The sequence below is a fragment of the Pseudomonas sp. H2_D02 genome (assembly GCF_054677635.1).
Map to the genome: position 1 here is coordinate 2,821,089 of NZ_CP162816.1, position 22,619 is coordinate 2,843,707.

Genomic DNA, 22,619 nt, shown 5'->3' on the forward strand with positions numbered 1-22,619 from the left:
ATGTCATTAAAGCTTGAGCACATCTGTCGCACCGTCGAGGGCCAGCCCTGGATCGACGATGCCAATCTGAGTTTCGAACCCGGATCCTTCAACGTTTTGCTGGGCCGCACGCTGTCCGGCAAGACCAGCCTCATGCGCCTGATGGCCGGTCTGGACAAGCCCGACAGCGGCCGCATCCTGATGAACGGCGTCGACGTCACCAACCGTCCAGTACGGCTGCGCAACGTGTCGATGGTTTACCAGCAGTTCATCAACTACCCGACCATGACCGTTTTCGAAAACATCGCCTCGCCGTTGCGCCAGGGCGGTGTGTCCGAAGACATCATCCAGGGTAAAGTCCTGGAAACCGCAAAAATGTTGCGGATCGAAAAATTCCTCAAGCGTCACCCGCTGGAATTGTCCGGCGGTCAGCAGCAACGCACGGCGATGGCCCGGGCGCTGGTGAAGGACGCCGAGCTGATCCTGTTCGATGAGCCGCTGGTGAACCTGGACTACAAGCTGCGCGAAGAGCTGCGCCAGGAAATGCGCGAACTGTTCCAGGCCCGCCACACCATCGCTGTCTACGCCACCACCGAACCCAACGAAGCGTTGGCCTTGGGCGGCACCACGACGATTCTTCACGAAGGCCGGGTGATCCAGAGTGGTAAATCTTCTTCGGTCTATCACCAGCCACAAACGGTGCTGGCCGCCGAGTTGTTTTCCGAACCACCGATCAACCTCATGCCCGGACGGATCGCCGGCAATGAAGTCAGCTTCGCCAATTTCGTCCACTTTCCGCTGAACGTCGACCTGCGCCCGGTGGGTGAGGGCGAGTTCCGATTCGGCGTGCGCCCCAGCCATATTTCCCTGGTGCCCAGCAATGACGACGACCTCGAACTGGCCGTGACCGTCGAGGTGGCCGAGATCAGCGGCTCGGAAACGTTCCTGCATGTGCGCAACGAACACTTCCTGCTGGTGCTGCATTTGCCGGGCGTGCATGAATACGACGTTGACGCGCCGATCCGCATCTACATCCCGACCCATAAACTGTTTGTCTTCGACGCCCAGGGCAAGCTGGTCCAAGCCCCAGGGCAGCGTATCGCGAGGGTTGCCTGATGGCTGAAATTCGTTTGCAGAACCTCGCCCACAGCTACACCAGCACCCCGGCGGGCCCCGAGGACTACGCGATCCGCGAGATGAACCACATCTGGGAGCAGGGCGGCGCCTATGCGCTGCTCGGGCCTTCGGGCTGCGGCAAGTCCACGTTGCTCAACATCATTTCCGGCTTGCTCAGCCCGTCTGAAGGGCAGGTGATGTTTGACAGCAAAGTCGTCAACGAGCTGACCCCGGAGCGCCGCAACATCGCCCAGGTGTTCCAGTTCCCGGTGGTGTACGACACCATGACGGTGTTCGACAACCTGGCCTTCCCGCTGCGCAACCAGGGCATGGCCGAGGCGCGAATCCACACCAAGGTGCAGGAAATCGCCGAGGTCCTCGACCTGCAGAATCTGCTGGATAAAAAGGCTCGCAACCTCACCGCCGACGAAAAACAGAAAGTCTCCATGGGCCGCGGGCTGGTGCGCGACGATGTGTCGGCGATCCTGTTCGACGAACCGCTGACGGTGATCGACCCGCACCTTAAATGGAAGCTGCGGCGCAAGCTCAAGCAGATTCACGAACAGTTCAACATCACCATGGTCTACGTCACCCACGACCAGTTGGAAGCCTCGACATTCGCCGACAAGATCGCGGTGATGTACGGCGGCCAGATCGTGCAGTTCGGCACGCCACGGGACTTGTTCGAGCGTCCCAGCCACACCTTTGTCGGCTACTTCATCGGCAGCCCGGGAATGAACCTGATCGAGGTCACCGCGCAGCCCGGTGGCGTCGGCTTCGGCTCGACCCACTTGCCTCTGTCCGAAACCCTGCAACAACGCGTTGCCGAGGCCCAGGGCAAAACCCTGAAGGTTGGTATCCGCCCCGAATTCGTTCATGTCTGGGACGGCCCCTATGACGACGCGATGCGGGCTGACGTGGTGCACGTCGAAGACCTGGGCACCTACAAGATCCTGACCCTCAACTTCGATGGCGCGCCGATCAAGGTCCGCCTGGCCGAAGACAAGCCTGTGCCCGAAGGCACCGCGTACATCAGTTTTCCGGCCCAATGGCTGATGGTCTATGCCGATGAGTATTTGCTGGAACCGTTGAGCGAGGTGCAGCCATGAACAAGGTGCAGAACAACAAGGCCTGGTGGCTGGTGTTGCCGGTGTTCTTGCTGGTGGCCTTCAGCGCCGTGATCCCGATGATGACGGTGGTCAACTATTCGGTGCAGGACATTTTCGACCAGTCCAGCCGTTACTTCGTCGGCGCCGACTGGTACAAGCAGGTGCTGCTCGACCCCCGTTTGCACGATTCACTGTTGCGCCAGTTCATCTACTCGGCGTGCGTGCTGCTGATTGAAATTCCCCTGGGCATCGCCATCGCCCTGACCATGCCGACCAAGGGCAAATGGTCATCCCTGGTGCTGATCATCCTGGCGATTCCGTTGCTGATCCCGTGGAACGTGGTCGGCACCATCTGGCAAATTTTCGGCCGCGCCGACATCGGTTTGCTCGGTTCGACGCTCAACGGCCTGGGAATCAACTACAACTACGCGGCCAACACCATGGATGCCTGGGTCACTGTGTTGGTGATGGACGTCTGGCACTGGACGTCGCTGGTGGCGCTGCTGTGTTATTCGGGGCTGCGAGCGATTCCCGACGTCTATTATCAAGCGGCGCGGATCGACCGAGCATCGAACTGGGCCGTGTTCCGGCACATCCAGTTGCCGAAGATGAAGAGTGTGCTGCTGATCGCCGTGATGCTGCGCTTCATGGACAGCTTCATGATCTACACCGAGCCGTTCGTACTCACCGGCGGCGGGCCGGGCAACGCCACCACGTTCCTCAGCCAGACCTTGACGCAGATGGCTATCGGTCAATTCGACCTGGGCCCGGCGGCGGCGTTTTCCCTGGTGTATTTCCTGATCATTCTGTTGGTGTCCTGGCTGTTCTACACCGCCATGACGCACTCCGACGCCAACCGTTGAGGCCCGCACAATGAGCAAGAGAAAGCTGATACCCCTGCTGATCTACATCCTGTTCCTGCTGGTGCCCATCTACTGGCTGCTGAACATGTCGTTCAAGAGCAACACCGAGATCCTTGGCGGCCTGACCCTGTGGCCGCACGATTTCACCTTCCACAACTACAAGGTGATCTTCACCGACCCGAGCTGGTACACCGGTTACCTCAATTCGCTGTATTACGTGAGCCTGAACACGGTGATTTCCCTGGGCGTCGCGTTGCCGCAGCGGCCTATGCGTTTTCCCGCTACCGGTTTCTGGGGGACAAGCACCTGTTCTTCTGGCTGCTGACCAACCGCATGGCGCCACCGGCAGTGTTCCTGCTGCCATTTTTCCAGTTGTATTCGTCCATCGGCCTGTTCGACACCCACATCGCGGTGGCGCTGGCCCACTGCCTGTTCAACGTGCCGCTGGCGGTGTGGATCCTCGAAGGGTTCATGTCCGGGGTACCAAAAGAAATTGACGAGACCGCCTACATTGACGGCTACAGTTTCCCCAAGTTCTTCGCCAAGATCTTCATCCCGTTGATCGGCTCCGGCATTGGTGTGACGGCATTTTTCTGCTTCATGTTTTCCTGGGTCGAACTGTTGCTGGCCCGTACGCTCACCTCGGTGAATGCCAAGCCGATCGCGGCGGTCATGACCCGTACGGTGTCGGCGTCGGGTATCGACTGGGGCGTGCTGGCGGCGGCGGGGGTGTTGACCATCCTGCCGGGCATGCTAGTGATCTGGTTCGTTCGCAACCACGTGGCCAAGGGCTTTGCCCTGGGCCGGGTCTGAGGAGTCGATGATGGAATGGATGAACTGGACCGTCCCGACGGCGGCGTTTTTTGGTGTCATCGCCTTGTTGTTGATAGGCATGACCACGTGGGAATTGCGTTCGCCGAGCATCCCTCGGCGTGGTTTCCTGCCGATTGCCACCACCCGTGGCGATCGGTTGTTTATCGGTCTTCTCGGTAGCGCCTACCTGCATCTGCTGGTAATCGGCGCCACCGACTGGAGCATCTGGATAGCGTTCGCGTTGTCTTTGGTGTGGCTGTTGGCAGTGATGCGGTGGGGCTAATCGCGACCATTCGACGATCAGGCTCTTAAACCCAAACAGGAGGTCTCTATGTTCGATAAAAACAATAAGCTGCGACATAGCGTTTCATTGGCAGCCGCGCTGGCACTCAGCGGGCTGAGCGCTTCGGCCTGGGCCGACGCCTATGAAGACGCCGCTAAAAAATGGATCGGCAGTGAATTCAAGCCGTCGACGCTGACAGCCGAGCAGCAGCTCGAAGAGTTGAAGTGGTTCATCAAGGCCGCCGAGCCGTTTCGCGGGATGAAAATCAACGTGGTGTCGGAAACCATCGCCACTCACGAATATGAATCCAAGGTGCTGGCCAAGGCCTTCAACGAAATCACCGGGATCCAACTGACCCACGACCTGCTGCAAGAAGGCGACGTGGTGGAGAAGTTGCAGACCCAGATGCAGTCGGACAAGAACATCTATGACGGTTGGGTCAACGACTCGGACCTGATCGGTACGCACTTTCGCTACGGCAAGACCGAGTCGATCACCGACCTGATGGCCAACGAAGGCAAGAATTTCACTTCGCCGACCCTGGACCTCAAGGACTTCATCGGCATTTCCTTCACCACCGCGCCGGACGGCAAGGTCTATCAACTGCCCGACCAGCAGTTCGCCAACCTGTACTGGTTTCGCGCCGACTGGTTCGAGCGTGCGGACCTGAAGGCCAAGTTCAAGGAAAAGTACGGCTACGAGCTGGGTGTACCGGTGAACTGGTCGGCCTATGAAGACATCGCCAAGTTCTTCTCCGAAGACGTCAAGGAGATCGACGGCAAGCGCGTCTACGGTCACATGGACTACGGCAAGAAAGACCCGTCCCTGGGCTGGCGCTTCACCGATGCCTGGTTCTCCATGGCCGGCGGCGGCGACAAGGGCCTGCCCAACGGTTTGCCGGTGGACGAGTGGGGCATCCGTGTCGAGGATTGCCACCCGGTCGGTTCCAGCGTGACCCGTGGTGGCGACACCAACGGCCCCGCGGCCGTGTTCGCCACCACCAAGTACGTGGACTGGATGAAGAAGTACGCGCCACCAGAAGCGGCGGGCATGACCTTCTCCGAATCCGGCCCGGTGCCGTCCCAAGGCAACATCGCCCAGCAGATTTTCTGGTACACCGCGTTCACCGCCGACATGACCAAGCCGGGCCTGCCGGTGGTGAACGCCGACGGCACGCCGAAATGGCGCATGGCGCCTTCGCCACGTGGTCCGTATTGGGAAGAGGGCATGAAGCTGGGGTATCAGGACGTGGGTTCGTGGACGTTCATGAAGTCCACGCCTGAGAAGCAGAAACTCGCGGCCTGGCTCTATGCGCAGTTCGTGACGTCCAAGACGGTTTCGTTGAAGAAGACCATCGTCGGCCTGACGCCGATTCGTGAGTCGGACATCAACTCCCAGGCCCTGACCGACCTGGCGCCGAAACTCGGCGGCCTGGTGGAGTTCTACCGCAGCCCGGCCCGCGTGCAATGGACCCCGACCGGGACCAACGTGCCGGATTATCCACGCCTCGCGCAGTTGTGGTGGAGCCACATCGCCGAAGCGGCCAGCGGCGAGAAGACGCCACAGCAGGCCCTCGATGGCTTGGCCAAGGACCAGGACGCAATCATGACTCGCCTGGAACGCTCCAAGGCCCAAGCCACCTGCGCACCTAAGATGAACCCTGAGCGCGACGCGCAATACTGGTTCGACCAGCCGGGCGCACCGAAGCCGAAACTGGCGAACGAGAAGCCTAAAGGTGAAACCGTGAGCTACACCGAGCTGTTGAAATCTTGGGAGGCGGCGCGCAAGTAATCTTGTACCGGCAATAAAAAACGGCACCGAAAGGTGCCGTTTTTTTTACCCAGGATCTGAAGTAACCCAATCCCCTGTGGGAGCGAGCTTGCTCGCGATAGCGGTGGTTCAGTTTGCATCCATGTGAATGTGCCGCCGCCATCGCGAGCAAGCTCGCTCCCACAGGTGGTTGTGGATCAACCCGCTTTGTCCGGGCTGGCCTGGGAGTTTCCAGCCACCGACGAGGGGGTACTTTTCATCAACGCGTCCAGCGCCTGCCGATACGTCCTGCCCGCCAGGCTCATGCTGTTGTTATGCGTGGCTCCGGGCACCAGCAGCAAACGCTTGGGTTCCCGGGCGGCGTTGAACAACTGTCCGCTGAAGCGGGGGGGCACGTAGCGGTCGGCCGCACCATGGACAATCAACAGCGGCATGTTGATCTCGCCGATCTTGTCGATGGAGTCGAACTTCTGCGAGAGCAACCAGCGCACCGGCAAGGACGTGTCGGCCATGGCGGTGGCGACATCGCCCAGCGATGTAAATGTGGATTCGATCACCAGGCCTCGGGCCGGCACCGGGGTGCCGTTGCTTGCAGCCTCCTGGCCCAGTTCCGCCGCCAGGTCCACCGCGACGGCGCCACCCAGCGAATGACCGTAGATCAGCCGCAGGGCCGGATCCGGTTGCAGCTTTACGAGGTGCTCCCAGGCGACTCGCGCGTCTTCGTAGACGCTGGACTCCGACGGCAGGTCCCCCTGACTCTTGCCGAAGCCACGGTAATCGATTGCCAGCACCGAATAGCCCAGCGCCCTTAATTGCTGGATGCGAAACAATTGCCCGGTCAGGTTCCAGCGCACACCGTGCAAGTACAGGATGGCCGGTGCGTTCTTGCGTTCAGCCGGCCACCACCAGCCATGGATATTTTCCCCGGCCTTGAAATTCTTGGGCTTGAGATCGAATTCCTGCAAACCGCTGGGAAGGCCGCTGAACCAGCTCGCTGTTCCCGGTTCGATGCGAAACACCAGCTCGCGCTCCTTGTGCTGCAACGCCGCGCAGCCCACTGGCAGGCCGACCACCGTTGCGATCATCAACGACCAGGCCAGCCAGCGCTGTTTGAAGCGAGAAAATAAAAATGCGGGCATCGATGCGATTCGCTACTCGGACAGAAGCTGCTTTTTAGCAGATTCTCTGGATTGCGCGCAGGGATTTCGGACAGTTTGCCCGTGGTTTCGCTCTGCCTTTCCAGGGTACGTGCAACCCGATCGAACTCTCGCCGTTTCGCCCCACTCGAAAATTCGACAACCATCACATCGAGGACGACATCATGACGATCGAGCATTCCAAAGGGCAGACCCAACCTGGCAACAATGCACCGGCGAAAGACGCTTCCGGTGAGCCGGTGGATGTGGTCGAGCGCGATGTGCGCCAGCCGGATTCGGCAACTGACAAAGTGGACAAGACGATCACGCCCAAGTCGATCAAGAGCCATGAACAGGATGCTGAAAAACTTCAGGACAAGGTCGCCCAGGTGGAGAAAAAGCTCGACCGATAGACGACGCTGTCATTCGTCCGGAGCGCACTTTTCGTGGCTGGAAAATACTTCACCCGTGTGCCTTACTCCTTGTTCCTTAGGGGGAGGGCAACGCGATGCGACGTAGAAGCGCACAGTATTGGCTTTGGGTGAACAGCCGGTTGCCAGGCCGCAACCACGAAGAAGTTCTTGAGGACGGCACGCAGGTCGAGGTCCAGACACGGATCAACCAGCAGAGCATCACACAGGTTTTCGTCTGTGTTTATCGACCGAACGGCTCCGTCTGGGTCGAGGAATTCCATGACCGCGCCTTGCGTGAACCCCTTCCCCAGGCGCTGGAATGGGGCCTGGATCGGGCGCGGGAAATCGTCGCCGGTACGGCAGGCTTCAAGGCTCCTCACCGGATCCAGATGACCCTTGGGCCGCTGATCCAGGACGAATGCGCCCTGGCGCTCAGGCGCATGGACATGAGCGATGAAGAACGACACAGGCTCAAGGCCCGGGATGCATGGGTTGAATACCTGAATGCCAAGGCAGCGATGCTGGTGCTGATGCGTTCGGTCCGGGTCGACGCCATGGTGTGGGAGGCGCAAAGACGTCGGCTGCGTGAAGCCATCGATCGCCGTGCCTCGCTGGCGCGGGTGAGCCTGGGTCACTGACGTCGACGCAAGGCATGCAGCTATTGCTGGAGCGGGCTTGCTCGCGAAGACGGTGTGTCAGTCAGTAAGAATGTTGACTGTCAGGACGCTTTCGCGAGCAAGCCCGCTCCCACAGGATTTGCGTTTAACTCGGTTCTGGTGGAGTCACTCCCACGTCAACCAGCACGAACCTGCGCCCATTCTCGCCATATCCCACCTTCGGCACCCCCGCCAGGCGCTGGTGCAGCACCTGGGTCAGTGAGTTGCCCGGTAGCAAACTGGCGTCACCGAAGTCGCCATCCAGTTCCAGTGGATGAACGATTACTTCCAGCGAACCGTGGCCCGGCGGCGCGGCGTGGTCAAGGTCCGCTGGTGTGCAGACGTAGTCGGCGGTCGCGCCGCACAGCCGGCGCAGGCGATGATTGAACAACGTCTTGAAGATGCGCTTGGGCACGCTCAGGTTTGGCCCCAGGTTGCGCGCCAGGCGCACCGGTACGCCGTGTCGAGCGGCGAAGCGTGCCACCAGCTGTCCGACGGGCCAGATGTTGTGCACGTGCTGATGCGAGTCCAGGTGGCTGGGGCGCAGGCCACGGTCAAGGCAATGTTGCCACTGGGCCTGGAGCTCTTCTTCCACCGCCGCCAGATCTCGCGACCCAAGGCGCAGGCAGTATCGCGAGAGGTTGAGGTCGAACTCGCCCGCGGCATTGCAAAAATTTTTCCGTGACTTGATCGCCGGGCTCAGCGGCGGTCCATAACTGAGGTTGAAATGCAGGCCGACGCGCCCTTCAAGCAACGGGTGCCGGGACAGTTCGCACGCCTGGTCGAACCCCGGCATGTTGGCCATCGCCGTGGCGGAGCTGATCACGCCGGCCTCGAAGGCTCGCAGGATCAGGTCGTTTTCACTGAGGCTGAGCCCGAAGTCATCAGCGTTGACGATCACTTGGCGAGGCATGCGTATTCTCGTGATGTTTGGTGGAAGACGCCGTCGTCGCGGCTGGTTTGGCCTTGCGCTTGCCGAGCCAGGGTTTCAGGCTCTTCCATAGCCGCAAGGCCAACCCCAGGAGCAAGCCATCGGGTTGCCAGGAGTAAAAACTCCAGCGCCACTGTTCAAGTTGTCCGGTCATGCGCTCGTGCAGTTGGTGGTTGGAGTTCTCCAGGCTGACCCGCGACGCATCGATCCACCGCCAGTTTTCGTCCAGCCCCCAGCGAATCCACTCTTCGAGCAATACCCGGCCGCTGCCCAGGTCGGCGTGTTGCGGCAGGAACGCCAGGTTGTAGTCATACAGCCGGCCCTGATCCAGCAGGCCGAGGCGATAGCTGATGCATTCGCCGTGCAGCTCCAGCATCACCACTCGCACCAGGCCCTGGGCGGCGAGGGCGGTGAAGGCGAGGTTCATCCATTGCCGGCGAAGGGGGTGGCGAAGATGCCGACGCCTTCCTCGCCTTTCCAACTGGCGTCCTCGACATCGGCCAGGGCGCGCAACAGTTGCCCCATGCTGATGGCGTCTGGCGTTATCCGACGGATCTCGGCACCACAAGCCGCGATTCGCTTGCGCGCTCGCCGCAGCTTGTAGCGTGGATCGCCAGAGATCTCCTGATGGTCGCTTTCAGTGATCAGGTGCACCGGAACCCGGCAACTGAGGCGCCGCTCTCCGGTGGAACTCAGCGCCATCCAGGCGCTGAGGACGCTTTGCTCCCCGACGGGCTCGATCACTTCATTGATCTGCAGCAACGCGTGGGGCAAATGCTGACGGATCTGCATCAGCGCCTGGCCCATGCCCTCGGCGTCCATGCGCGCCAGCAGGGCGATGCGGTCGGCCATTGGAAAACCCAAATGACGCAACACCCGGAACCGCAGCCCGCCGATACGTTCCAGTCCTGATATCAGGGGCAGGCAGAAGCACAAGGTCTGGTCGTGCCAGCCCAGCAGGATATGCAGTTGCTGCTCCGGCACCAGGGCGAATTCCGCCGCCTGCAGCCAGGCCAGGGTGTTGAACGGTGTGGCGTCGGCCACCTGCGTTCGCAGCTGTTCATAAGCTGTTGCAGGGAAATCCTCCGCGCCCAGGGAGCGACACCATTGGTACCGGATCGCCATGGAAGTCAGGCCGCTGCTGTCGAGGTAACCGGCTGGGCCGGTTTACGAAAGCCGTCCAGCACAGAACCGCGGTAAAGCGTGTCGCGAAAGAACCTCCAATGACCGAACAGGCGATACACGTGGGTGATCTTGCCGCGCTCCTGGAAGCCCATGCGGATATGCATCTTGATCGCCTGGACGTTTTGCAAATCGCAGACATCGACCATCGTGTGGCATCCCTGGTCTGCCATGACTTTCCATACCTCCAACTGCATGTCCGCCGAGATACTGGTTCCCCAGTATCGACGAATCGCCTCGCCACCGAACTGGAAGTACTCGCCAGGCTTGATCGGAAAGTTGCAACGATAGAAATGACGGTCGAAATAGTCCCGGGTGCTGGCCCAGGCGAAGCCCACGGTATCGCCCTGATCATCCAGGTACATCAAGCCCGTATAGCCTTCGGCCGCCAACTCGCGCATGGTTTCGACGCGGTCGCCGAAGTGCCGGGCAAATGCGTCGGCGTTGGCGATTGTGATGAATTCCAGGCGCATTGGTGGGTAGGGCTTGAGGTTGTGTGGGGGGAGCGGGGTGCGTATATCGTGCTCCAGCCACACCAGTCGGGTATGGGAAAATACGTAGCGTCTGCATAGCTGTTTTAGGACGGCGCGCAGACCTTTTTTCTGGATGTGATCACGCAATGTTTGCAGAGCGTTCATGGTGCCTCCTGACGGGTGGCGGGTTGGGGTGAAAGCGGAGCTGTCCAACCGAGGGCGAACACGGTTTCCCCTGGCAGGAGAAAGCCGACCTGGCCGGCCTTGCAATCAAACGGAACGCTTTGGCTGCGGTTGTCCGGGCCGAAATACAGGAGGCTCATGCCTGGCTGGGGGCAGGCCGTGCCGTCGAGGCTGACCTGATGGGCTCGGGTGCTTTTGTTCACGCCCAGCAGGTTGCGTTGCTTGCCGGTGGCCATGGCCAGTACGTCGACTTCAAACGCGTCGTTGTCCAGGCGCAGCACCTGGTCGAGCCAATGCTGCTGGATGAACTGCTGGGCCAGGCCTACGGGCTTGAGTTCGAAGCGCTCATTGTCCAGCACCCGCACCATGCCTTTGGGGTATTCAGGTTCGTCGGCGAGCATGAACCAGTTGAGCATGTCGAGCCATCCATCCGCGGAGGCGTTGATCGCCACCGAGGTCCACCACAAGGCCGCGTAGTGGGTCTCCTGGTCGTAAGGGCTCAGGCTCGAGCCGCTGGACATGTTGGTCTGGTCCAATAGCAAAGCCTTGCGGGGCCGGCCCTGGCTGTCCAGTCCCACCAGGTTGGCGGCTTGGCGGACGCTGTCGCGATAGACCCGGGTTGCCAGCAGGTCGCGGATCATCCATTCATGCCAGGCCAGGGCGTCGATCTGATCGTCGGACGTCGCGAGCAGGCGCCGTGCCCAGTCGATCCCGCGCTTGTCAGCTGCATTGTCGGTAAAGGGGCCATTGGTGAACCGGGAGCTGGCGGGTATGGCGATGCGAACACCGGCGCGTGCGTTGGCGGGATCGGCGCGGACCTGGGCAGCCATGCTTTGGAACACTTGCTGGAAACTGGCGAAGTCCGGGTAGTTCAGGTTTGGCTCGTCGGCAAAACTGAGGTAGTGGACGCCGTTGTCGTCCGAGGCTCGGGTCGACATGAGCCAGGCTTGCAAGCCGCTGAGACTGGTCCGGTCGGCCTGCAGATCCGCCCGGCGCTGACTGGCGGCCAACAGGGTAATGTCTTGGCTGATGCCGAAGCGCCCCCGGTACAAGCGTCGGAAAGCATCTTCGTGATTGACCTTGGCCGCCATGACGTCGACGAAGCTGTAGAGGGTTGCCGCCTGGGGTTTTAGCGCATCGAGCACCGCGTAGCTGGAGGGCGGCAGTAATTCATAGGGCATATATATGCCCAATTTGGGGGTCGTGCCGAGCGCCTCGTCGTGCAGCGTCAGGTGGGTCTGCCCCGGATCCTGGCGCACTGGTTGCAAGTGCGCCGGGTCTTGGGCGAACAGGTTGGCGGTGCCGTCCAACCAGAACGCGACCTTGCCGTTGCCTTGCAGGTGCACGCGCCAGATTTGGTCCGCGTCCGCCACCGGGAGGGCCACCTGATCGAATTGCCAATAGGCCCGCTGTGGCTTGAGATTCAGTTGCAGCTGCTTGCCGTCCGCAACCCGCCGGGCTTGCAACGCACGTACGCCGCCGTGGAACTTGCCCGCCAGCACCGCCTGTTCGCCCGCTGCCACTTTGAAATACAGCTCGTCGCCATCGTGGGCTTCAGCACTGAAATGCACCTTGGCCGGGGCGAACAACGCACGGATGCGCGCGTCGTGTTCGACGCTATAGCGCCGGAAACTGTAGCCGGGAATTTCCAGTCGGTAACTGGTGGCGCTCGGCAGCAGCGGCCATTGCTGCTCGCCACGGGTCTGATCCGCCTTGACCAGGCGCTCACCCGCCAATCGCCCATGGCCGTCGAGCAGATACAGATGTTCGGCATTGGCCTCGGCTTGCCAGGCGGGCACCCAGCGGACGGTGACGGTGTCCGGGCGGTCGGTTTGCAGATACAGGCTGCCGTCACGGATGCCGGTCCATTGCATGGACGCGCCTTGGGCCGAGGTTGCCAAAAACAGGAAACACAGACAGCCGCCCATTTTGAGCAAGCGCCGCACTGGCCCCATCGCGAGCAAGCTCGCTCCCACAGTGGACCTGCGGTGAATGCGGATGCCATGTCCAACACCGGACCCTTGTGGGAGCGAGCCTGCTCGCGAAGAGGCCGTCACCTTCAACATCACCGCAAACTGACCCACCGCTTTCGCGAGCAAGCCCGCTCCCACGAGGGATTTGTGGTGCTTACACATGTTGTGTCCGCCACCGGACCCTGGGGGAGCGAGCTTGCTCGCGATGGCGATTTTGCTGGACAAGGTATTCACGCGGATTTTCCCAACAGCATCTGACGCATCGGCAGCAGATCGCTGGGCAGGATAATCAGCGTCTGCCACGGCGACACGCCGCTGAGGCGGCAATACATGGCGAGCATCGGCAGGGTCACGCCCAGGTAGGCAATTGAAGAAGCGGCGGCAGCGCCGACGATGCCGTAGCGCGGGATCAGGATCACGTTCAGCGCCAGGTTCAACAGCGCCCCCCCGCCCATCATCAGCGAAACAGCGCCGGGGCGGTTCTTGCCTAGCAGGTCCAGGCGCAGGATGCTCGCGTAGCACAACCCGAATACCCCTGGCAGCAGCGCCAGCAGGGCCGAGTACGCCGGTTGATAGGCGATGCCGAACAGGGTGACGATCAGCCATTCGCCGACCAGTGCCATGCCCAGGCAGGCGCCCAGCATGGCGGTGGCGGTCAGGCGCAAGGCCAACGGAGTCAGGCGCTTCATATCGGTGTCTTGCTGCAGGAGCCTTTTCATCAGCGGCGTGGTGACCGCTTCCGGGACGATATGCAGCAGTTCCGCGGCGGCGCTGGCCATGGCGTAGTGTCCCAGCGCCGTGCTGCCCAGCAGTGCGCCGATGAACAGGTAGTCCGAGCGCATCATCAATTGCTGGAACAGGATATCCGGGTGACTGCGGACACCGTAATGCAACAGTTCGTTCTGGCCGGTGCGGTCCCAGCGCAGGGTGATCGAATGATCGCGACGCAACCACATCCAACCTGCCAGCACCACCAGGCTCAGGCCCGCCAGCCAGCTGATCAGCGCTGCTTCCAGCGCCGTGTCTTTCCATATCCAGAACAGCGCCACGAAGAGCAACAGCGGCACCAGGGATTCCATCAGCCGCAAGGCGTTGAACGCGCCAACGCCGCCGGAGGCGTTGTGCAGCGTCAGTAGGCCGCTCTTGAGTACCGCAAGCGGTACGGCCAGCAACAGCAGCCAGGCCAGCAGCCCCAGTTGCACGGCGATGTCCAGTTCGGCGCCGAATTCACGTACCAGCGCCACCACCAGCAACGTCAGCAGTCCCGCCAGCAGGCAACCGAAGACCAACACATGGCTGAGCAGCAGGCTCATCGAGCGGTGCTGCGCCGCCTGATAACCCACGGCGGAATTCAGCCCGCCACTGGTGATGGCGCTGATCAAGTCCGGCAGGGTGCTGAGCAGCGCCAACAGCCCGCGTTCGCTGGGCCCCAGGATCCGTGCCAGCAAGACGTTGCGCAACAGGCGCAGGCAGAGCATCGCCAGGCTTGTGCCCATGCTCAACACCAGGAGCTTGAGGTAACGTGCGCGGTTCATGAGCGGGCTCCTCGACGAATGCGCCAAGCCAACAATTCCGGGTGGCAGGCGTTGCGTTGGCTGACGCCGAAACGCGGCAGGTTCAGCGGGTCGCCGTCATGGCGATACAGTCCGGCCTGGGTGCCCAGCGCGAACGGAAAACCGTGGGCCGCCACATGCTCGCGCACACGGGCGTCGTTGTCCCCGTTGGGGTAGCAATACACCGGCAAGGGCTGGGCGCAGCCATTCTCCAGGGCGGTCCAGCTGCGGGTCAGTTCCTCGTGCAGGCGCTGGTCGTCCAGGCCCGTCAGAATCGCGTGGCTGGCGCCATGGGGGCCGAAGCGCACCAGGCCGGAATCTTCGAGCATGCGCACCTGGGTCCAGTCCAGCGCCTGGGGTTGGGCACCGTGCGGACAGGCTTCGGTGAGGTCGCTCAAGGTGCGCGCATCGAGGGTCTTGAGGCTTTGCAGATAGTGCAGTAGCGCCAGGCTGCGGCGCTCGTCGTCGATATCATCGAGCAGCACCGGCAACGGCCGGCCGGCGTGCTGCAAATGCTCGATCAGCGAATGCCGTGCTACCTGCCCATGGCTGCCCCACAGGGTTTCGCCGATGCTTTCCCACCAGAAGTGCTGGCGGCTGCCGACGAAATCGGTGGACAGGAAAATGCTCGCAGGCACTTGGTATTGGCGCAGCAGGGGAAAGGCGTTCATGGCATTGTCGCGCCAGCCATCGTCGAACGTCAGGGCCACCCGGGGACGGTTTGGAACGCTTTCAGGGTCGGCCAGCAGCAATGTCATCAGGGGCACGCATTCAAAATGCCGTTGCAGCCAGATCAGCAAATGTTCGAATGCATCGGGCCCCACGCACAGCTCGTTGCGATGGGGCAGTTCGGCGGCGCGGTCGTTGTTCAGCACCCGGTGCAGCATCAGGATGACGCCGGCGCCACGCAACGGATGGCGACCCAGGGACGTGTTCAGGTACAGCCAGCCGCCGGTGCGCTTGAAAACGTATTTGATCGACATCGGCCATCTCCTTAACGATTCTGCTCGGGATTCCATTGGCTGTAGCGCTGGCCTCGCAGGAACTGCCAGAGCCCGATGCTCATGCCCGCCAGCGTCACCAGCACGAACGCCGCCAGGCGAAAGGGCCGGGGCAAACGGTGGCCGGCGTCCAGCAACCCGATCAGTGCCATGGCGTAGCCGAGCAACTGCGCCACCAGGCTCAGGCGATAGAACGGATGGTCGTTCCACAGCCAGGCGTTGCTCAACAACAAGGGCAGCAGCAGCACCGGCGCCAGGCGGCGGATCAATTTGTGGCTGATCAACCCGATGGCATAGAGCCCATGACGCAGCGGGTTGAGCAGTTCCCGACGCTGGGCGAGGCTCTGCAACCCGCCGACGGTGACCCGCTGGCGACGACGAAACTGCTTGCCGGCTTCGTCCACGCCCTGGTCGGTCACCCGGGCCTTCGGTGCATAAACGATCGATTTGCCGGCCTGCCGGCCGCGCAGGTGCTGAGGAAAAAGTCATCGTTGACTTGCGCCGGTATCGGCTGGAACAGTGCCCGGCGCAGCGCCAATAACGCGCCGTCGGCCGAGACCATGCAGCCTGTGCGGCTTTCCACCCGGCGCAACCAGCCTTCATAGTGCCGATAAAGGCTGTCGCCCAGGCTCAGGCCTTTGCCCGGCACGGGGATGTCCATGTGCCCGGCGCAGGCGCCAACTTCCGGATCGCCCAGCGGCGCCAGCAAGTGGCCGAGCGTGTCCGGGGCCCATTGATTGTCCGCGTCGGTGAACACCAGGATCTCGCCATAGCTATGGGCCACGCCGGTATTGAGGGCGGCGGCCTTGCCCTGGCGTGGCAGGTCGAGCACGGTGATGCGCGAGTCGCCGATTCTGCGCGCGCAGGCCACGGTGTCGTCGGTGGAACCGTCGCTGGCGAGAATGATCCGCAGCGAATGCGCCCGATAATCTTGGGCCAGCAAGGTGCGCAACTTTTCTTCGATGTGCCGCGCCTCGTTGTGGGCGGCGATGACGATACTGACATCCATCGGCAAGGGTTTGCCGTAGCGCCGTACCGGAAAAAAAGGCGTCAGTAGGGTTAACAGCACGGGGTAGCCGAGGTAGGCGTACACCGGCAGCAACAGGCAAGACCAATAAATGAATTCAGCCACGGGCAGGTCTCCTGGCATTCCATTGAAAAAGATTTAGCAACAACGCGGCGCCAGTCAGGTGCAAACGCACCTCGTGCAAGGCCCACAATTGCAACGTCAAGCGCGGGGCGCGGTGGCTCTGGCGCAGGCTGAGAAACAAGGCCGGCAACGTGGCGATCAATAACAGCATCAAGGCCGGGCGCGCCTGGCCTTGGAGCAGGGCGACCAGTGCCAGGAAATCCAGGCCCCAGATGCCCACCGACAGCGCAGGAAAACGCAACAGGCGCAGGCTCGGCCCGTGACTGCGCAACAACTGCCAGTGACTGCCCTGGCGCCACAGTTCCTTGCTCATCCACTCGCGCCAACTGCCTTCGTAACCCCAGTGCAAGGCCAGGCTTTCAGTGACCAGCAGCAACTGCGCACCGGCTTCGCGCAAGCGCAGGGAAAAATCCTTGTCTTCACCGGTGCGCAGGGTTTCGTCGAAACCGCCGACCTGGCCGAACCAGGTGCGGCGCATCAGCAGGTTGGCGCTGGGCAGCCACTGCACCCGGCGCAAGGGGCGCGATCCCGGGCGCTGGCTGCGGCGCTGCCACGCTTGGGCGAACCAAGGCGCTTGCGCGGGCGTGTCCAAGTCAAGCCCCAGCACATCACCTTGGCGGCCTTCCATTTCAACCAACAACTTGAGCCAGTCGGCCGGCATTTCCATGTCGGCATCGATGAACGCCAGCCATTCACCGCTGGCGACCGCCGCGCCGCGGTTGCGCAGGGCGCCGATGTGCACGCCAGGCACGATCAGCACACGTGCGCCCAGTTCGTTGGCGATGCGCGGGCCGTGATCGTCCGAGCCGTTGTCGACCACGATCAGCTCGCATTCCAGTTGCGCCTGGCGAGCCGCTTCCTGCGCGGCCAGCAACGTACGGCCGATGTGGCGGGCCTCGTTGTACATCGGGATGACGACGCTTACGCGGCTCATGAACGGGCCTCCTGCGGCTCGACCTGTTCGGCGTGGTAGCGCAGCACACTGGTCAAGGCGAGCATGATCCACAGCAACTTGTGGTTCTGCGCGCTGAGGAACATCAGGAACAATGCCAGCGACAGGAAGCTCATGCCCAGGTGCGTCAACAGGTCCGCCTGGGCCCAGTCCCGACGCTGGAGCCAGAGTTGGCGCGCGCGCACCAGGTTGTAGAGGCCCAGCCCAATCATGCCGACAAACATCAAGCCGGCCGGCACGCCGACTTCGCTGAAGATCTCCAGATAGGTGTTATGGGCCTGGCGGTACAGATCCCCCCGTTTGCGATTGGCCGAGAACGCCTTCGCGTAACCGGTGGGGGCGTAGTGCTCTGGAAACGTTCCCGGGCCGGAACCGAGTATCGGCTTCTCCCGGATCATCTGGCTGCCCACCAAGATGTACGAGGCGCGGCGTCCCAAGGATCCGTCCTGGTAGGCGTTGGCGCCGGAACTGAGAATGCTCAATGACTGGATGCGTGCCACGTAGCCAGCCGGCATCACGGCGATTGTCGCTGGAACAGCCAGCGCCAGGCCGAGCATCGCGAACCCCAGGTGCCGGGGACGTATGCGTGGCAGCTGCGCCCTGTAGTGATACAACCCGATCACCAGGCTGAGCAGCAACACGACCAGGCCTGAGCGTGATTCGGTCTTGGTCATGCCGCCCAACAACAGGATGAAGCCGCCACCCCAGAACAAGCGTTGCAGCAAGTTCTGGCTGCGAATGGTCAACCACAATGCCAGCGGCACGGTAAACGCAATCAACAGGGCAAAGGCGTTCGGGTCCTCCAACAGACCCGAGGCGCGGCCCTGATCCTGGTATTTGGCTGAAAACATCGCGAGCACGCAGGCCGTGGCGACGCTCACGGTCATCAGTCGGGCGAACATATCCAGGTTCAGCTCGCGGCCAATCAGCAACGTGATCACGAACAGAATCAGCCCTACCGAGAGTTCACGCAGCTGTGTCAGGGACAGGTCCATGTTTTCCGAGATCAACAGGCTCAGGCCATACAGGGCCATGAAGCCGAGCAGCGGCTTCCAGATATTGCTGCGCAAGCGCGTCGCAGGAATCTGGTGCAAGGCCAACTGCAGCATCAGAATCAGGATCAGCGCCACACCGAAGAATTTGCTGCCGGAAAACGCGTTGTCCTTGAACAGGCCTTCGAACGGGAGCAGCGCGGCAATGCCCAGCAAACCCCAAGTGGGCTTGCGGTACAGCATGGCAACGCCCACGAGCCCAAGCACCGCACCCGGTGCGAGAAACGGATAAGGACTGGCCAGCAATGCCAGGCACACCAGCCCCAGCAGACTGACGATCGAGAGCGGGACGATCATGGCCGAGCCTCCCGTGCCGTGCGGATATAAAGTTGTGACCAGCGTTCGGCCAGCGTGCGCAGGTCATAGCGGTCGCTTTGGGTACGGCGCGCGTTGTCGGCGAGGATTCGCGCCAGGGGTGGTTCGCTGTACAGCGTTTCGATCTGGCGTGCCAGCTCCTCGCTGTCGGCCGGCGTGGCGAGCAGGCCGTTGTGACGGTCCTGCAGGATATCGGGAATACCGCCGACGCCGAACGCCACCACCGGCACGCCGGCCTGCATGGCTTCGAGCAGGATCATCGGCGTGCCTTCGGTGCGCGAGCTGATCACCAGCGCATCGAGGCGGCTCCACCAGTCGTCCATGTCGGTCTGATAGCCGGGCAACTCGATGCGCGTTGGCAGCCCGGCATCGGCGATGCGTTTGAGCAACGGCTGGCGTTCCGGGCCATCGCCGAGCATCACCGCGTGCAGCGAAGCATGGCGCTGGCACAGCGGGATCATGGCGTCGAGGAACAGGTCCGGACCTTTTTCGCTGCTCAAGCGGCCGACGTAGCCGACCCGCCAGCGTTGCCTGTCGTCGCGATGGGGCAGCGGCGTCGTGGCGGCTGGCAAACCGTTGGGAATCACGTCGAGCTTGTCCGCGTTAACGCTGGCCCGGCGGTGCAGCGCGGCGATGCTTTCGGCCACGCAAACCACACGCTTGACCGGCGCGGTGCGGCACAGTTGCAGGCTCAGCCACGTATAGAACCGCTGCTTGGGACTGCGTGGCGTGAAGCCGTGCTGGGTGATCACCAGCGGCAGGCGCAGCATCGTTGCCGCTGCCCAGCCGAACAACAGGCCCTTGAAGTTGTGCGTATTGATCAGCGGTCGCTCGTCGCGCCGGTGCCGCAAATGTTGCAGCAGCTCGGCCCAATTGGCGCAATGGCAGCAATCGACCCCGGCCTGGCGGAACCGCGTGATCAACGTCGGCGGCGCCGCCAGGAACACCACTTGATGCTGGCCGGGCGTCGCCAGGCAATGATCGAGCAACATCCGCTCGGCCCCATAGAAGCCGCCGCTGTCGAGCAGATGAATGATCGACAGGGGGCTGTCTTGGCGGGACGGGCCGAACGGCGCGTTCAATTTTTCACCCAATGGACAAGGCTGGGCACGCTCCAGTTGCGGTGCGGGTTGATCTGTTCGGGCGATTGCTCGTTGATCACCAGCAGCACCGGCAGATCCAATTGGTGGCTGATTTGCGCAGGGTGCTTGAAGCGATGGTCGAAGAACTCACGCACATAGACCAGGGCGATCGCCAGCAGCAGGCCGCTGAACAGGCCGAAGGCGATGATCAGCACCGGCTTGGGAAACGCTGCGGCGGTCGGTTCGAACGGCGGGCTCAGGACCCGGGCGTTGGACAGGTCGTTGTCCAACGAGCGGGCGGAACTGGCTTCGGCGAAGCGTTGGGCATAGGTGGAGAACGCCGCGTGGAGCGCGTTGATCTCGGTGTCCATTTGCCGCAGTTTGCTCTGGGTTTCCTGCAACTGGTGGATGCGGTCCTTGAAGGCGGCGATGCGTTCGACTTTCTGATTGATCACCGAGCTGACCACCGCAAGGTCGGTGGTGCGTTCCTGGATGCGGTTATTCACCACTTTCAGGAATTGCTGGCGGGTACGCATGATCTGTTCGCGCGCCAGCAACATCGGTTCGCTGCTGGGCTGGAAAATCGCCAGGTCGTTCATGTAGCGGCTGACCTGGCTGGTCAATTGCTCACCCAATTGCCTGATTTCCCTGTCTTCGAAGGCGATGTTGTCCACGGTGGTGGTGAAGGTGAAGGGGAAGGTGTAGTCGTTGAACCGCGAGCTGTTCGCCGCCGCCAGGCTGGTCTTGAGGTAATCGAGCCAGCGTTGGCTTTGCAGCAGGCGATCCTGGTACAGGTTCAGGGCCTGCTCTTCGGTGTTGATCGCATTCAAGCGGAACGTGATTTCTTCCTTGGGATCGGAAGAACCAACGCCCTCGAGCAGCGTCAGCCGGTTGCCTTCCAAACCGTCAAGGCGCGTCTGGTACTGGACTTTCTTCTGCTCATAGAACGTCTGGGGCAACTCGATCGACTGCAAGTCCTGGCGGCCGGTGAGGTAGTTTTGCAGCAGTTGCCCCACGAACCGGGTGCCCTGGGCCGGATCACCGAAGCTGTAGACAATGGAGATCACGTTGGAACCGGGCAGGGTCTCGATCTTCAGGTTTTCGATCGCCTCGTCGGTCAGCGTGTCGAGCACCGTGTCGCGCACGGGGTCGACTTCAAGCCCCAGGCCGTCACGCACCGGGTTGATGACGTATTCGCGCAGCGGCTGGGTGATGTAGCGCTTGAACGGTTCGCTCACCCATTTGTTGAGGACGCCCGGGCTTGGGGTGTATTCCCCCTGGTCGCGCAGGGCCTTGATGGTTTCGCGAATCAACGCTGGCGAGCGCAGGATGTTGCTCTCGGTTTCCATGTCCGCCAGGGATGGCGGAACGAACGTTGCGTTTTCCTGGTTCAGCGAAGTCGTGGCATCGCCTTGGGAGAGTTTTTTCGACTGGACGATCACCTGGGCGGTTATGTCGAAGCTCTGCTTGAGCATCAACGGCAGCACCAGGGCGATCACGGCGAAAATCAGGAAGACGCGCTTCACCCACTGCTTGTTGGCGAAGAAGATCCTGAAGAACTCGTGCAGGTAGTTTTCCTTGGGATTCATGATCATTCACCCGGGTCAGTTGCCGTTGCTATTGTTGTCGAGGTCATAACCGAAGCTGACGCCAACGCCCTGGAACAGCACCACGTCGGCCAGTTGCCGGGCCATTTCACCGGCTTTGGCCAGGCCGGTCTTGGGTACGAAGAGCATGTCTTCCGGTTGCAGGTAGGCGATCTGCGACGCATCGCCGCTCAAGGCTTTTTCCACGTCGTAATGACGGGTTTCGACCTGGTTGCCGTTGCGGCGCATGATCACCACCGAGTCGAGCCGGGCCTTGACGTTGGTGCCGCGGGCCAGCGTCAGCGCCTCGAGGACCGAGATGGGCCGGCGGATCGGGTAGGAACCGGGTTGGGCCACTTCGCCCAGCACATAGATCTCGTTGTCGGCGGTGGACTTGAGCAGCACGTCGACGGTCATGTGGCCTGGCAACTGGGCGTAGCGCTCGTTGAGGAAGGTCTCCAACTGGGTAACGGTCATGCCTTGCAACGGCACGGAACCGATTTCCGGGAAGGCGGCGTAGCCATCCCGGCCCACGATGATCTCCCGGCTCATGCCCGTGGCCGGGTGGATCAAGGTGTTGCGCAAGTTCGCCTCACCGGACATCGGGCTGGTCACCAGGACGCTCAATTGGTTGCGGTTGGGTTGGAACAGCATCTTCTGGTTGTAGGCACGCTGCACTTCCAGGCGTGCCTCGTCGGTGGTCAGGCCGGCGACTTTCACCGAGGTGTTGGCGCCCGGCAGTTCGATAGTGCCGTCGGGCATCACCTGTTGCGTGCCGTTGAGCTGGCTGGCAGCGGTGAAGTTCAGGGCAACCTGGTCGCCCGGCTGCACGCGATAAGCCTGGGAAGAGGTCGTGTCGATGTGAAAAATCACATCCAGCACGTCCTGCGGCCGCAGCGTCTGTTCGACCCGGGGCATGTCGGTGGCCTGGGCATTGGCCGGCGCGGCCGTGAGGATCTGCACCGGCATCGTCGTGTTTTCGTTGTGGCTGGAGCAACCGGCAAGCGGCAGCAACAGCAGGACAAGCATTCTGGCGTTCATCTCGTCA

Annotated in this window: 18 protein-coding genes and 3 pseudogenes; 8 read left to right on the forward strand and 13 right to left on the reverse strand. The window is 61.9% G+C overall.

Annotated features, from left to right (window positions below; translation table 11 throughout):
- The 6 genes and pseudogenes from AB4N42_RS13050 to AB4N42_RS13075 all read left to right on the forward strand — a co-directional run bounded on the left by AB4N42_RS13050 (position 1) and on the right by AB4N42_RS13075 (position 5,954).
- Positions 1 to 1,095, forward strand: coding sequence for an ABC transporter ATP-binding protein (locus AB4N42_RS13050; protein ID WP_030142067.1), 1,095 nt, complete (start codon positions 1 to 3; stop codon positions 1,093 to 1,095).
- Positions 1,095 to 2,204: an ABC transporter ATP-binding protein gene (locus tag AB4N42_RS13055; RefSeq protein WP_407683369.1), complete on the forward strand. Its 1,110-nt coding sequence runs from the start codon at positions 1,095 to 1,097 to the stop codon at positions 2,202 to 2,204. The genes AB4N42_RS13050 and AB4N42_RS13055 overlap by 1 nt, the downstream gene beginning before the upstream one ends.
- The gene (locus AB4N42_RS13060) at positions 2,201 to 3,067 is read left to right on the forward strand and encodes a carbohydrate ABC transporter permease (protein WP_030142069.1); all 867 of its coding nucleotides are present in this window, start codon (positions 2,201 to 2,203) and stop codon (positions 3,065 to 3,067) included. The genes AB4N42_RS13055 and AB4N42_RS13060 overlap by 4 nt, the downstream gene beginning before the upstream one ends.
- 10 nt (positions 3,068 to 3,077) lie before the next feature.
- A pseudogene (locus AB4N42_RS13065) lies at positions 3,078 to 3,880 on the forward strand (carbohydrate ABC transporter permease).
- Between the two features lie 10 nt (positions 3,881 to 3,890).
- Entirely contained in the window at positions 3,891 to 4,163 is a 273-nt protein-coding gene (locus tag AB4N42_RS13070; RefSeq protein ID WP_030142071.1) for a DUF2160 domain-containing protein, read from the forward strand.
- 48 nt (positions 4,164 to 4,211) lie between these two features.
- Entirely contained in the window at positions 4,212 to 5,954 is a 1,743-nt protein-coding gene (locus AB4N42_RS13075; RefSeq protein ID WP_323155710.1) for an ABC transporter substrate-binding protein, read from the forward strand.
- Positions 5,955 to 6,130: 176 nt separating this feature from the next.
- On the opposite strand, the gene AB4N42_RS13080 is transcribed toward AB4N42_RS13075, so the two are convergent.
- Complete coding sequence (locus tag AB4N42_RS13080) at positions 6,131 to 7,072, reverse strand: alpha/beta hydrolase (protein ID WP_460116279.1); 942 nt, start codon at positions 7,070 to 7,072, stop codon at positions 6,131 to 6,133.
- Positions 7,073 to 7,254: 182 nt separating this feature from the next.
- Between AB4N42_RS13080 and AB4N42_RS13085 the strand changes: the two genes are divergently transcribed.
- Together AB4N42_RS13085 and AB4N42_RS13090 are read left to right on the forward strand one after the other, a co-directional pair.
- Positions 7,255 to 7,482, forward strand: a complete 228-nt coding sequence (locus tag AB4N42_RS13085) for a hypothetical protein (RefSeq protein ID WP_198795987.1) — start codon at positions 7,255 to 7,257, stop codon at positions 7,480 to 7,482.
- Between the two features lie 95 nt (positions 7,483 to 7,577).
- Positions 7,578 to 8,120 (forward strand): hypothetical protein, encoded by a 543-nt coding sequence (locus AB4N42_RS13090; RefSeq protein WP_030142076.1) that lies wholly within the window; start codon positions 7,578 to 7,580, stop codon positions 8,118 to 8,120.
- Between the two features lie 124 nt (positions 8,121 to 8,244).
- On the opposite strand, the gene AB4N42_RS13095 is transcribed toward AB4N42_RS13090, so the two are convergent.
- The 12 genes and pseudogenes from AB4N42_RS13095 to AB4N42_RS13150 form a co-directional block, all read right to left on the reverse strand.
- Positions 8,245 to 9,051, reverse strand: a complete 807-nt coding sequence (locus tag AB4N42_RS13095; RefSeq protein WP_460116280.1) for a ChbG/HpnK family deacetylase — start codon at positions 9,049 to 9,051, stop codon at positions 8,245 to 8,247.
- Positions 9,023 to 10,194 (reverse strand): annotated as a pseudogene (locus AB4N42_RS13100) (GNAT family N-acetyltransferase). Before AB4N42_RS13100 ends, AB4N42_RS13095 begins: the two are co-directional and overlap by 29 nt.
- 5 nt (positions 10,195 to 10,199) lie before the next feature.
- Positions 10,200 to 10,889 carry a GNAT family N-acetyltransferase gene (locus AB4N42_RS13105; protein ID WP_030142079.1) on the reverse strand — a complete coding sequence of 230 codons (690 nt, stop codon included), beginning with the start codon at positions 10,887 to 10,889 and terminating at the stop codon, positions 10,200 to 10,202.
- Positions 10,886 to 12,862 (reverse strand): hypothetical protein, encoded by a 1,977-nt coding sequence (locus AB4N42_RS13110; RefSeq protein WP_460116282.1) that lies wholly within the window; start codon positions 12,860 to 12,862, stop codon positions 10,886 to 10,888. The genes AB4N42_RS13105 and AB4N42_RS13110 overlap by 4 nt, the downstream gene beginning before the upstream one ends.
- 248 nt (positions 12,863 to 13,110) lie before the next feature.
- Positions 13,111 to 14,415: an oligosaccharide flippase family protein gene (locus tag AB4N42_RS13115; RefSeq protein WP_460116283.1), complete on the reverse strand. Its 1,305-nt coding sequence runs from the start codon at positions 14,413 to 14,415 to the stop codon at positions 13,111 to 13,113.
- Positions 14,412 to 15,416, reverse strand: a complete 1,005-nt coding sequence (locus AB4N42_RS13120) for a polysaccharide deacetylase family protein (RefSeq protein ID WP_030142081.1) — start codon at positions 15,414 to 15,416, stop codon at positions 14,412 to 14,414. Before AB4N42_RS13120 ends, AB4N42_RS13115 begins: the two co-directional genes overlap by 4 nt.
- Positions 15,417 to 15,427: 11 nt before the next feature.
- A pseudogene (locus AB4N42_RS13125) lies at positions 15,428 to 16,566 on the reverse strand (glycosyltransferase family 2 protein).
- The gene (locus AB4N42_RS13130) at positions 16,559 to 17,518 is read right to left on the reverse strand and encodes a glycosyltransferase (protein WP_460116284.1); all 960 of its coding nucleotides are present in this window, start codon (positions 17,516 to 17,518) and stop codon (positions 16,559 to 16,561) included. The pseudogene AB4N42_RS13125 and the gene AB4N42_RS13130 overlap by 8 nt, the downstream one beginning before the upstream one ends.
- Positions 17,515 to 18,885, reverse strand: coding sequence for an O-antigen ligase family protein (locus tag AB4N42_RS13135; protein WP_217859944.1), 1,371 nt, complete (start codon positions 18,883 to 18,885; stop codon positions 17,515 to 17,517). The genes AB4N42_RS13130 and AB4N42_RS13135 overlap by 4 nt, the downstream gene beginning before the upstream one ends.
- Positions 18,882 to 19,985 carry a glycosyltransferase family 4 protein gene (locus AB4N42_RS13140; RefSeq protein ID WP_217859943.1) on the reverse strand — a complete coding sequence of 368 codons (1,104 nt, stop codon included), beginning with the start codon at positions 19,983 to 19,985 and terminating at the stop codon, positions 18,882 to 18,884. Before AB4N42_RS13140 ends, AB4N42_RS13135 begins: the two co-directional genes overlap by 4 nt.
- Positions 19,982 to 21,574, reverse strand: a complete 1,593-nt coding sequence (locus AB4N42_RS13145) for a GumC family protein (protein WP_030142086.1) — start codon at positions 21,572 to 21,574, stop codon at positions 19,982 to 19,984. The genes AB4N42_RS13140 and AB4N42_RS13145 overlap by 4 nt, the downstream gene beginning before the upstream one ends.
- A 15-nt stretch (positions 21,575 to 21,589) precedes the next feature.
- Positions 21,590 to 22,612 (reverse strand): polysaccharide biosynthesis/export family protein, encoded by a 1,023-nt coding sequence (locus AB4N42_RS13150; RefSeq protein ID WP_460116285.1) that lies wholly within the window; start codon positions 22,610 to 22,612, stop codon positions 21,590 to 21,592.
- Positions 22,613 to 22,619: the final 7 nt, after the last annotated feature.

Excerpts from the sequence above, each read along its gene's own strand:
- AB4N42_RS13055 (WP_407683369.1), top strand. The coding sequence starts at position 1,095 with ATGGCTGAAATTCGTTTGCAGAACCTCGCCCACAGCTACACCAGCACC.
- AB4N42_RS13105 (WP_030142079.1), bottom strand. The coding sequence starts at position 10,889 with ATGAACGCTCTGCAAACATTGCGTGATCACATCCAGAAAAAAGGTCTG.
- AB4N42_RS13060 (WP_030142069.1), top strand. The coding sequence starts at position 2,201 with ATGAACAAGGTGCAGAACAACAAGGCCTGGTGGCTGGTGTTGCCGGTG.
- AB4N42_RS13145 (WP_030142086.1), bottom strand. The coding sequence starts at position 21,574 with ATGAATCCCAAGGAAAACTACCTGCACGAGTTCTTCAGGATCTTCTTC.
- AB4N42_RS13130 (WP_460116284.1), bottom strand. The coding sequence starts at position 17,518 with ATGAGCCGCGTAAGCGTCGTCATCCCGATGTACAACGAGGCCCGCCAC.
- AB4N42_RS13075 (WP_323155710.1), top strand. The coding sequence starts at position 4,212 with ATGTTCGATAAAAACAATAAGCTGCGACATAGCGTTTCATTGGCAGCC.
- AB4N42_RS13120 (WP_030142081.1), bottom strand. The coding sequence starts at position 15,416 with ATGTCGATCAAATACGTTTTCAAGCGCACCGGCGGCTGGCTGTACCTG.
- AB4N42_RS13095 (WP_460116280.1), bottom strand. The coding sequence starts at position 9,051 with ATGCCTCGCCAAGTGATCGTCAACGCTGATGACTTCGGGCTCAGCCTC.
- AB4N42_RS13090 (WP_030142076.1), top strand. The coding sequence starts at position 7,578 with ATGCGACGTAGAAGCGCACAGTATTGGCTTTGGGTGAACAGCCGGTTG.
- AB4N42_RS13050 (WP_030142067.1), top strand. The coding sequence starts at position 1 with ATGTCATTAAAGCTTGAGCACATCTGTCGCACCGTCGAGGGCCAGCCC.
- AB4N42_RS13135 (WP_217859944.1), bottom strand. The coding sequence starts at position 18,885 with ATGATCGTCCCGCTCTCGATCGTCAGTCTGCTGGGGCTGGTGTGCCTG.
- AB4N42_RS13085 (WP_198795987.1), top strand. The coding sequence starts at position 7,255 with ATGACGATCGAGCATTCCAAAGGGCAGACCCAACCTGGCAACAATGCA.
- AB4N42_RS13110 (WP_460116282.1), bottom strand. The coding sequence starts at position 12,862 with ATGGGGCCAGTGCGGCGCTTGCTCAAAATGGGCGGCTGTCTGTGTTTC.
- AB4N42_RS13150 (WP_460116285.1), bottom strand. The coding sequence starts at position 22,612 with ATGAACGCCAGAATGCTTGTCCTGCTGTTGCTGCCGCTTGCCGGTTGC.
- AB4N42_RS13070 (WP_030142071.1), top strand. The coding sequence starts at position 3,891 with ATGGAATGGATGAACTGGACCGTCCCGACGGCGGCGTTTTTTGGTGTC.
- AB4N42_RS13115 (WP_460116283.1), bottom strand. The coding sequence starts at position 14,415 with ATGAACCGCGCACGTTACCTCAAGCTCCTGGTGTTGAGCATGGGCACA.
- AB4N42_RS13080 (WP_460116279.1), bottom strand. The coding sequence starts at position 7,072 with ATGCCCGCATTTTTATTTTCTCGCTTCAAACAGCGCTGGCTGGCCTGG.